Genomic DNA, 8,178 nt, shown 5'->3' with positions numbered 1-8,178 from the left:
GGTTAGCTCAAAGCGGCCTGCAGGGCTTTTCATGGTCTTGGGAGAGCCCCCGTTTTTGCGGTTGGGCGTCTCTTGATTGTCGAGATGCGCGTCGAGCTCCGCCTGCATGGCAGCCTCGGTCAACTGCTTGATGAGCGGCGTCAGAATGCCCTCCTTGCCGGTGAGATCTTTCCCTTCTCGCAGGGCTTTCAGCGCCGCGTCCATGTCAAATGTTGGTTGTGTCATACATCACCTCTTTCCTCTTAGGGTAGAAGTGACACAGAATTCTGAACACTACCCAGAAACATTAATGTTACATTGATTTTTTTCATTCAACTCTCATTCCCTGAGTAGTTAGTTTTCTGAAAACAGACCCTTTTGCACAGTCGCTCAACTACTTAAATATTTTTCTTTTAAGTCTTTCTGCAAAGCTCATCTTCCAGCCTTTTCCCCAATGGTGTATTAAATAAGTATTGTTTTCTATATAGCTATACATAAGCTGCTTTCTATCATGTGCCTTGGCATAGGGATTATAAGGATAAAAGCAAGGCCAGGGTAACAGCTCAATACCTGACGCATCTTTCTCCACACACATATTGGCCACTTCTGGTGCTATAAGGAAAGGTTTGTTCCTGCGATGCCGGCTTTCAATAAGCTCAATAGCATTACGGAAAAAATGGTGGCCCGCTATACCTCCCAATACAGCAGTATTGAGCCGACCCTCATCTTCATAACCTAGGAAACAGTCATGCTTTAATAGAGGCGCTACACTTTTAACGGCTTCAATATCTACGTCGAGGTATACCCCGCCATGGTCACGCAGCGCTACCATCCGCATATAGTCTGAAAGGAACGCCCACTGTTTTTTTTTCAAGCAAGAAGCGATAAAGGGGTGAGTACTATCGATAGAGCTTTCATTCCACTCCATGATTTCAAAATCAGGCATAGCTTGGCGCCATGTCTCAACACATTGTTTATACAATGAGGACATTTCACGCCCACCAAACCAGCAATAATGAATTTTCTTGGGTATCATAAATTACTCTATTTTATTACCAAATTTGATTAAAAAATAAGGATAGTCTTTAAAGTAACGCTTTGACAGGCGGCGCGGCTCTTTTAATAGACGGTAAAGCCAACGAAGATGAAGTATATTTAGAACCCTTGGATAGTATTCATCGCCACGTGCTTGCACGATCTGGTCCAGATAACCACCACAGGTAAAGCCAGTCCCCTGCCATCCCTTTGCACGAGCATCCAGCAACACGTGTTCTTGTTTTCCTGCTCCCATGCCTACAATCAAGATATCAGCAGATACGACCTTATCAAGGCAGCTTTGATAGGCGTCCTGATTAGCAAAATAGCCCGACTCAGAAAACAGTATTCTTAGGCCAGGATATTTATTCTCCAGCAAACTTTTTGCCTGTCGAATATTTTCTTGTGTTCCTCCGATCAGAGCGATAGATAAATTATTATGACAAGCATACTGAAAAACAATGGGAGCTAAGGATGTGTCATCAAAACTAGTGCGCTTAATAACTCTTTTTTTGAACAATCGAGCATAGATAACAATTGCAATACCATCAGCCAGAAACTTTATCTTCTGACATTCTGATGTTGTCAACGACTGGCATACCACGCCAAGCGAGTATGGATTTATAAAGCTGTAATTTTCTCCTGGCTTAAAAAGGAATTTCTTTTCTATTTTGATCATCACCGCATCCCTGGTTAATAATTAACACTTCCTACGGAAGTTCAAAACATCACGCCAATCGATAATAATAAAACCAAATCTTTTATGAACAATATACACAGCTAAAAAGTTTTGTATTACCAAACATAAGAGAAGTGAGTATGCGGCACCCTCCGCACCTAGCCTTGGAATTAAAATAACAGAAGCGGCGCCCGCCGTCAGCGCTGAATAGACGAGAATGTTTCTTGCTGCTTTCTGATTGTCGGTCATTAATAGAAACAAAACAACCGAGCCTGTCATTACATTGACTAACTGAGCGACAACCATAATACGTAATACACCTTCACCTGAAGTATATTCAGGACCAAAAAAGGATAGTATCCATTCGGGCCACACCAAAAAAACAATTGAAGGTACAAGTGAAAAGCAAAACATCTGCAGAGCACTTTTTTGCCCCAGCAACTTTAGGGCTTGTAGGTCATTTTCATGATGCAAGCGTGAAAACCGAGGCCCCAAAATACTGTCGTACACCGTTAGAATAAACCCAACGACCATTGCTACTCTTAAGCCAAGGCTAAATATCGCTACTTGACGCTCGGTTTCAAAAAGGCCTAGAACAATGCTTACCCCCCATTGAGTATAAAAAAATATAACACCTACCAATAAAAAATCAGGCAAACTACCATAAAATTTTTTATTAAACGTTATTTCATTTGTAGAAAGAAGACCACTTCTCTTATAAACGCCTATTACTAATCCAACCGCAATTGATAGATATATTGCCAGCACGACTGACAACATCGACATTAAATGAACAACGTTTAGCACAACCCCTAATCGCATTGTAAAAATGGCAATCATGAGGCTAAGCACAATTGAGATGCAGCCTATTTCAAACAAGCATGAAACATTGGCTCTCCCCCACCCCTTTAGAATAAAGTTACATAGATAAATAATGGTATACAAAGGTGAAACAAACGCAGTTATTCTTAAACTTGCCACACCCAAATCATGGCTAGAAAAAAACCACGTGGATAAGATAGGTGCTAAGAACCATAACAAGATAGCCAATAAAGCACTAACTATTAGGTTTATAATAAAAGCTTGCTTATAAATCCAACGCACTTCGTTTCTGCTATTATTTGAAAGTGCAACGCCCATAAATTTCAGTGTTGCTCTATCAGTACCTATACTGGCAAACACCTGCAAGCCAATCATAATAGAAAAACATATCATGAAAGAACCGAAATCCTGAACGCTTACTTGTGTAGCGAGTACATAGGAGAGTAAAAAAGTGCCGCCCGCAGCTACGCCCCTCGCAGCAAATGTCGTTAACAACTGATTTTTAACCAAACTCATAGGTACTCTTTATAAAGTTATCGACAGGCAATTAAACACTATATTTTATATAGCATATTTTTTTCGAGCATTATGATCACGAGTTTGAGACAAATATCATAACCCACCTTTCTTATGCTAACACAGGTTAAGAACAAGTATCTTTTTTAGGCTCTGTCTGAAAAGTGTCTGCGCTCGTCGACTTTTCAGACAGACCCTAGTACGTATCCACGAGCAAGCAAGGTTCGACACTTGCATTTCCGCTTTATTGATAACCTCTTCGCTCGCCAACGGACTAAAGCTTACAGTACAGTTTTTTTAACTAGCTGAGATCTTCCAACGAGAGCTCTTTTTAAAAGTATAAAAAAACCGGCCTCAAAAGAGGCCGGTTCTATTAGGTCTGCTAGGCAGGTTACTCTCAAAGCAAGGTTATTAAACCAGGCTTAGAAGAAGTAACGAACGCCTGTCAGCCAGTATGCATCATCAGTCAGGTTATCAAACTGCTGACGTGTGCTGTCGTTGCCAGCTTTGGCATCGTTATCGTTAACTTCCAGGAACACATCCATAGCGCTGGAAACTTTGTAGTAGCTTCCCAGTGACCAGGCTTTGCTGCTGTCTTGGCCGTCACGGTTGATGTTGTAGAAGTCACCCGTGAATGCCCAAGGACCGGTGGTGAAGGTAGCACCTAAACCAACAGTGTTGTAGCCATTTTCGTCTTTCGCGCCCATGCTATCTTTGTAGCCTTGGTCGTTATTATTTTGACGATTTTCGTAACCAAGACGCGCAGAGAACTGGTCAGTGAACTCGTACTGACCGATTAGGCCGTACATCATTTCACCGTTACCGCCGCCACGACGAACGTCTTCAACAAAACCCAGACCTACCGTAACAGGACCGTTCTCATAACGAACACCACCTTGCGGTGCTATAACGTTACCTTGCTCGGTAGTCTCTACACCTTCAACCAAGCCACGCTCGCTGTAGTTTTTCAGCTGCAGGAAGGCAGTGAAACCTTCCAGGTCAGGCGTGTAGTAACCGATAGAGTCGCCGCGCGACTGTTTGCCGTTACCAGCGAAGTGCAGGCCATTGTTGATGTAAACATCGAACGGGCTGGACACAAACTGCAGGTAGAAGCTATCGAAGTTACCGGCTTGGAAAGTACCGTATTGCTGGCTCTGAACACCTAAGTAGCTCTGGCGCAGCTCGTCAAAGCCGCTACCAGCGTCTTCCCGGCTGTTGGCTTTAAAGCGCCACTCAAGACGACCAAATGCGGTCATATCGCTAGTGATTGCTTGGCTCATGCGCAGGCCAAGGCGAGAACCAACGTTTACGAAGTCACCGCTGCGGTTAATGCGCTCGCCGCTGCTGTTGTACTTAACACCGCCGCCTTCAACACCCAGACCAATACGGCCATAGATATCCAGCTTGGTGCCGTCCTGGTCATATACGGTAGCTGCTTGAGCGGCAGCCGTGGCACTCAGGGCACCGATGATAGCAGTCGCTAAAAGTGTCTTTTTCATGATATAGGTTCCTTAACTAGCTTACTGTTTCGATCGTAGCTGCCGGGCTTATATGGGCCTTCAGCAGTTGGCTCGCGGGCTGTGCTCGTTTTCTCATCCTCTGGTTTTTCCCAGTGGTATGTGGCACGTCCTCAAACAAACCTTGTTATAGTCCAATGCTCGCACGTCAAACTCTATACCGGGATTTCAGTTAACGCAATAAAAAAAACAGTGTTTTTTTATGAAATAAGCAATTTTGAGGAACCCCACCAGCGTAATCAGGTCTCAGCGCGCTTTGAACCTTTGCTGTAGGTCTTTTAATTTATCTTCCATGCTCAACGGCTTTTCTTGTCTAACCTTATCCGCCTCTTCACCCTTGGCCTGGATGGTTTGCGTCGTTATCGCCAGTGTTGATAGGTGGGCGCTCTTTTTTTCTAAAGGCTTTCCTTGTGGCGTGTGCTGTACACACTCTGTTGCCTCTACTCTTTTTTGTTTAGCCTTACGTTTCTCCGCAGCGTGCAAAGCTGCTTCTTTATCTACCTTTCCGGCCAACTGGCCATCCAGATCAATACGCTCTACCCCTTCCCGTACCGATTTTAAATAACGCGGTAAATTCACGTAATTAGCCAAGGCGCGACGAATCAGCTTTCCTGACCAAGGCTCACGTGCTGCCAGGTCTTGATGAATACCGACTTTTAAGGGCTTCGTGTGGCCTTTGAAAAAGGTATTCGGGTAACGCTTATACCACTCTTTTAGAAGGGCATGAGGCGACGGTGGCTGCGCATCATGAGCAGCCAGGGCTTCAGCTACATCTGCTTCGGGATTTGAATTTGCTGACACTGGGCGGGGCGGCTCAACCGTAGGCTGAGCCAATGTCACCTGTTCTGTGCCTTCATGCACGCCATCCGTGTTTGCTTTTTGACTCGGCGCACTTAGATCGTTGAGCGTTTGTTGCTGCGTAACTGCTTGCGTTGCGAGCTGCTCTTTTAACTGCACGTTCTCCCGCCGTAGGGCTTGCAACTCCCTTTGAGCCTGCTCAAGGCGCGACTCCAGGCTGTCTAATAACTGCATTACGCTGGCGGCCATACCTTCTCCTTTGACCTTTTTTAGTCAGCAGTGCGCTCATAAACTACAAAATCGTACGCTGGCTTGCCATCAGCAGGTGTTCCAGCCACACGCTGCACTTCCCGCCACTCATCTGCTGCCAATTCGGGGAATGCAGCATCACCTTCCACTTCAACATCCACTTCTGTGATGTAAAGCCGCTGTGCAAATGGTAGCGCCTGGCGGTAAATCTCTCCGCCCCCCATCACCATAATTTCTTCAGCCGCATCAATCGTTGCCTGCTGGTCTGCCAGTGCCAAAGCGGCGGGCAAATCGTGACAGACTCGAACACCATCGGGTGCGAACTCTTTATTATGCGTTACGACTATATTAAGCCGATTCGGCAGCGGCTTGCCAATGGAGGCGTAGGTTTTGCGCCCCATGACCAACGGTTTCGCCTGAGTCATACGTTTGAAGAATTTAAGATCTTCCGGAAGATGCCAAGGCAGCTTACCATCCACACCAATAACACGGTTTTTGGACATTGCTACAATCATGGCAACAGGGACTAATGATTCAAATTCATTGCTGGTAAGGCTCATACCGCCACCTTGGCTTTTATATGGGGGTGGGCGTCATACGCTTCGATGTGGATATCATCAAAGGTAAATGCAAATAAATCATTCACCTCAGGATTCAGCACCAGCCGAGGCGGTACTTTCGGCTCACGCGTGAGCTGCTCTTCCGCTTGTTCAAAATGATTGCTATAGAGATGTGCATCCCCCAGCGTATGAACAAACTCTCCCGGCTCAAGCCCCGTTACCTGCGCCACCATCGCCAACAGTAGCGCGTAGCTTGCAATATTGAACGGTACGCCAAGAAAAATATCGGCACTGCGCTGGTAAAGTTGGCAGGAAAGACGCCCGTTTGCTACATAGAACTGAAACAGACAGTGGCAAGGCGGCAGTTTCATTTCATCAACCTGAGCAGGATTCCAGGCGGAGACTATCAACCGGCGCGACTGTGGTGTGGTACGAATTTGCTTCAATACGTTGGCAATTTGGTCGACGCTGCCTCCTTTAGGGTCGGGCCAGCTGCGCCATTGATAGCCATAAACAGGGCCAAGATTGCCGTGTTCATCAGCCCACTCGTCCCAAATGCGTACACCGTTTTGCTGTAAATAGGCAATATTGGTATCGCCTTTCAGAAACCACAAGAGCTCATGGATAATAGAGCGCAAATGCAGTTTTTTCGTCGTTATCAGTGGAAAGCCGCGTGATAAATCAAACCGCATTTGATGGCCAAACACCGAGCGTGTGCCCACCCCGGTACGGTCGTTGCGGTCAACGCCATGTTCCAACACAGTGCGCATTAGATCCAAATACGGCTGTTCAAGCGCAGGTTGAGCGCTGGCATTCATCGTCATATTTGATGTAGGCGTGGTAACAGTCACAGAGTTTCCAAAATTGCAGGCTATATAGAGGCGTATTCTAGGCCGCTTGGCTGCGAGGGTCTAGCGCGAGGGGTTAATGGCTGATGAAGCATTCGCAAGCCTTGTGGAATAACGCCCTCTGGCATCTCTTCATCCCTGCATCGCTGCGCTTACCACGCGCCACAAATTCACCTAACGCTTTGATTATTTAGATGTAGCGCGTGGTAACGCGCCGTGAGGGACGAACGGCAAGGCACCCGCGGGAGGCGGCGGAACGACGCCCATGGGTACCTCTCTGCATCTTGGCACCTTTCTGCACTTGGCACCGCTGCGCGGTGCTCCCGCGGGTGCGCTGCGCTTACCACGCGCTACAAATTATCTAACGTTTTGATTATTCAAATGTAGCGCGTGGTAACGCGCCGTGAGGAACGAACGGCAAGGCACCCGCGGGAGGCGGCGGAACGACGCCCATGGGTACCTCTCTGCATCTTGGCACCTCTCTGCACTTGGCACCGCTGCGCGGTGCTCCCGCGGGTGCGCTGCGCTTACCACGCGCTACAAATTCATCTAACGCTTTGATTATTTAGATGTAGCGCGTGGTAACGCGTCGTGAGGAACGAACGGCAAGGCACCCGCGGGAGGCGGCGGAACGACGCCCGTGGGTACCTCTCTGCATCTTGGCACCTCTCTGCACTTGGCACCGCTGCGCGGTGCTCCCGCGGGTGCGCTGCGCTTACCACGCGCTACAAATTCATCTAACGTTTTGATTATTCAAATGTAGCGCGTGGTAACGCGCCGTGAGGAACGAACGGCAAGGCACCCGCGGGAGGCGGCGGAACGACGCCCGTTGGACACCTCGTTCGCTTTGGCACCTCTCTGCATCTTGGCACCTTTACTGCACTTGGCACCGCTGCGCGGTGCTCCCGCGGGTGCGCTGCGCTTACCACGCGCTACAAATTCATCTAACGCTTTGATTATTTAAATGTAGCGCGTGGTAACGCGCCGTGAGGGCACCCGCGGGAGGCGGCGGAACGACGCCCGCTGGGCACCTCTCTGCATCTTGGCACCGCTGCGCGGTGCTCTCGCGGGTGCGCTGCGCTTACCACGCGCTACAAATTCATCTAACGCTTTGATTATTCAGATGTAGCGCGTGGTAACGCGCCGTGAGGAACGAACGGCAAGGCACCCGCGGG

General features: G+C 47.9%; 7 protein-coding genes and 1 pseudogene. All 8 read right to left on the bottom strand.

Going from position 1 to position 8,178, the window contains the following annotated elements; genetic code table 11:
* A pseudogene (locus INT20_RS17730) lies at nucleotides 1–225 on the bottom strand (IS256 family transposase); the annotation flags it as partial.
* Nucleotides 226–373: 148 nt separating this feature from the next.
* Nucleotides 374–1,015, bottom strand: a complete 642-nt coding sequence (locus INT20_RS17725; RefSeq protein ID WP_193053739.1) for a glycosyltransferase family 32 protein — start codon at nucleotides 1,013–1,015, stop codon at nucleotides 374–376.
* A 3-nt stretch (nucleotides 1,016–1,018) separates the two neighbouring features.
* Complete coding sequence (locus INT20_RS17720) at nucleotides 1,019–1,693, bottom strand: WecB/TagA/CpsF family glycosyltransferase (protein WP_193057433.1); 675 nt, start codon at nucleotides 1,691–1,693, stop codon at nucleotides 1,019–1,021.
* Between the two features lie 21 nt (nucleotides 1,694–1,714).
* A complete protein-coding gene (locus INT20_RS17715) occupies nucleotides 1,715–3,031 on the bottom strand; it encodes an MATE family efflux transporter (RefSeq protein ID WP_193057432.1) in 1,317 nt (438 codons plus the stop codon).
* Between the two features lie 422 nt (nucleotides 3,032–3,453).
* Nucleotides 3,454–4,530, bottom strand: coding sequence for a porin (locus INT20_RS17710; RefSeq protein ID WP_193053742.1), 1,077 nt, complete (start codon nucleotides 4,528–4,530; stop codon nucleotides 3,454–3,456).
* A gap of 264 nt (nucleotides 4,531–4,794) precedes the next feature.
* Nucleotides 4,795–5,595: a ProQ/FINO family protein gene (locus INT20_RS17705; protein WP_193057431.1), complete on the bottom strand. Its 801-nt coding sequence runs from the start codon at nucleotides 5,593–5,595 to the stop codon at nucleotides 4,795–4,797.
* A 20-nt stretch (nucleotides 5,596–5,615) separates the two neighbouring features.
* Nucleotides 5,616–6,155, bottom strand: a complete 540-nt coding sequence (locus INT20_RS17700; RefSeq protein WP_193057430.1) for a dihydrofolate reductase — start codon at nucleotides 6,153–6,155, stop codon at nucleotides 5,616–5,618.
* Entirely contained in the window at nucleotides 6,152–6,979 is an 828-nt protein-coding gene (locus INT20_RS17695) for a thymidylate synthase (RefSeq protein ID WP_407647910.1), read from the bottom strand. Before INT20_RS17695 ends, INT20_RS17700 begins: the two co-directional genes overlap by 4 nt.
* Nucleotides 6,980–8,178: the final 1,199 nt, after the last annotated feature.

The sequence above is a fragment of the Halomonas citrativorans genome, assembly GCF_014898005.1.
GTDB classification, from domain to species: Bacteria; Pseudomonadota; Gammaproteobacteria; order Pseudomonadales; family Halomonadaceae; genus Vreelandella; species Vreelandella citrativorans.
The sequence above is the reverse complement of the archived record's forward strand: the minus strand, read 5'-3'. Positions and strand labels throughout refer to the sequence as shown.